Source organism: Aestuariicoccus sp. MJ-SS9, from assembly GCF_032586235.1.
Lineage (GTDB): Bacteria > Pseudomonadota > Alphaproteobacteria > Rhodobacterales > Rhodobacteraceae > Aestuariicoccus.
This window is the reverse complement of the sequence record NZ_JAWHTD010000115.1, coordinates 1-1,769: the sequence shown is the minus strand read 5'-3', so window position 1 is coordinate 1,769 and position 1,769 is coordinate 1. Positions and strand designations below refer to the sequence as shown.

The 1,769-nt window shown below is 66.6% G+C and carries 1 protein-coding gene; it reads right to left on the bottom strand.

Going from position 1 to position 1,769, the window contains the following annotated elements:
• The coding region (xsc, locus tag RXV88_RS23485) for a sulfoacetaldehyde acetyltransferase (RefSeq protein ID WP_316296161.1) at positions 1–1,765 on the bottom strand (1,765 nt) is incomplete at its 3' end.
• Between the last annotated feature and the right edge of the window lie 4 nt (positions 1,766–1,769).

The following is a 1,769-nucleotide window of genomic DNA, read 5'->3' as shown; positions in this document are numbered from 1 at the left end:
CCGCCATGTCGGCGGCGTCGATGCCTGCGACGTGGACGGGTTTTTTCATGGCGTCGCGGCGGAAGGGTTCGCCGAGTTCCTGGTTGAGCAGGACCTCGATGAGGGTGGTCTTGCCGTGCTTCATCTGGTCCTCGATGGCGGTGTTGAGCGCCTGGGTCAGCTCGTCCATGGTCTTGACCGCCACGCCCTGCAGGCCGCAGGCCTTGGCGATGCCGGCGTAGCTGACCTTGGTGTCAAGCTCGGTGCCCACGAAGTTGTCGTCGAACCACAGCGTCGAGTTGCGCTTTTCCGCGCCCCACTGGTAGTTGCGGAAGACGATCTGCGTGACCGCGGGCCATTCGCTGCGGCCGATCGCCGTCAGCTCGTTCACCGCGATGCCGAAGGCGCCGTCGCCGGCAAAGCCCACCACCGGCACGTCCGGGCAGCCGATCTTGGCGCCGACGATGGCCGGCAGGCCATAGCCGCAGGGCCCGAAGAGCCCCGGCGCCAGGTATTTGCGCCCCTCGTCGAAATCCGGATAGGCGTTGCCGATGGCGCAGTTGTTGCCGATGTCCGAACTGATGATCGCCTCGCGCGGCAGGGCGCTCTGGATCGCGCGCCAGGCCATGCGGGGGCTCATCCAGTCGGGCTTGGCGGCGCGGGCGCGCTCGTTCCAGCTGGTGCCGGGATCGTCGTCCTCGTGGTCCATCGACGCCAGCTGCTGCTTCCAGCGCGACTTGGTCTCGGCGATGCGCGCCTTGCGTTCGTCGCGCCCCGCGTCGCCGGCGGTGTCCGACAGCTGGCCGAGGATGCCGCGCGCCACCTTGGCGGCGTCGCCGACGATGCCGACGCTGACCTTCTTGGTCAGCCCGATGCGGTCGGCGTTGATGTCGACCTGGATGATCCTGGCGTCCGCGGGCCAGTATTCCATGCCGTACCCCGGAAGGGTTGAGAACGGGTTAAGACGCGTGCCGAGGCAGAGCACCACGTCGGCCTGCTTGATCAGCTCCATCCCGGCCTTGGACCCGTTATAGCCCAGCGGCCCGGCGAAAAGCGGATGCCCGCCCGGGAAGGCGTCGTTGTGCTGATAGCCCACGCAGACCGGCGCATCGAGCCGCTCGGCCAGCGCCATCGACGCCGCGATCCCGCCGTCGGACAGCACCACGCCGGCGCCGTTCAGGATGACCGGGTTCTTGGCCTCCGACAGCAGCGCGGCCGCCGCGGCGACGGAGTTTTCGCCGCCGGGCGATTGCTCGAACTCGATCGGATCGGGGATCTCGATATCCACCACCTGGGTCCAGAAATCGCGCGGGATGTTGATCTGCGCCGGGCCCGACAGGCGCTTGGCCTTGGAAATCACCCGCGTCAGCACCTCGGCCACGCGGGTGGGGTCGCGCACCTCTTCCTGATAGGCGACCATGTCCTCGAAGAGCTTCATCTGCTCGACTTCCTGGAACCCGCCCTGGCCGATCGTCTTGTTGGCAGCCTGCGGCGTGACCAGCAAAAGCGGCGTGTGGTTCCAGTAGGCGGTCTTGACGGCGGTGACGAAGTTGGTGATCCCGGGGCCGTTCTGCGCGATCATCATCGACATCTTGCCGGTCGCCCGGGTGTAGCCGTCGGCCATCATCCCCGCCGAGCCCTCATGCGCGCAATCCCAGAACGTGATCCCGGCCGTCGGAAACAAATCCGAAATCGGCATCATCGCCGACCCGATGATCCCAAACGCATGCCCAATCCCATGCCGCTGCAATACCTTAACAAACGCCTCTTCCGTCGTCATCTTCATGGCT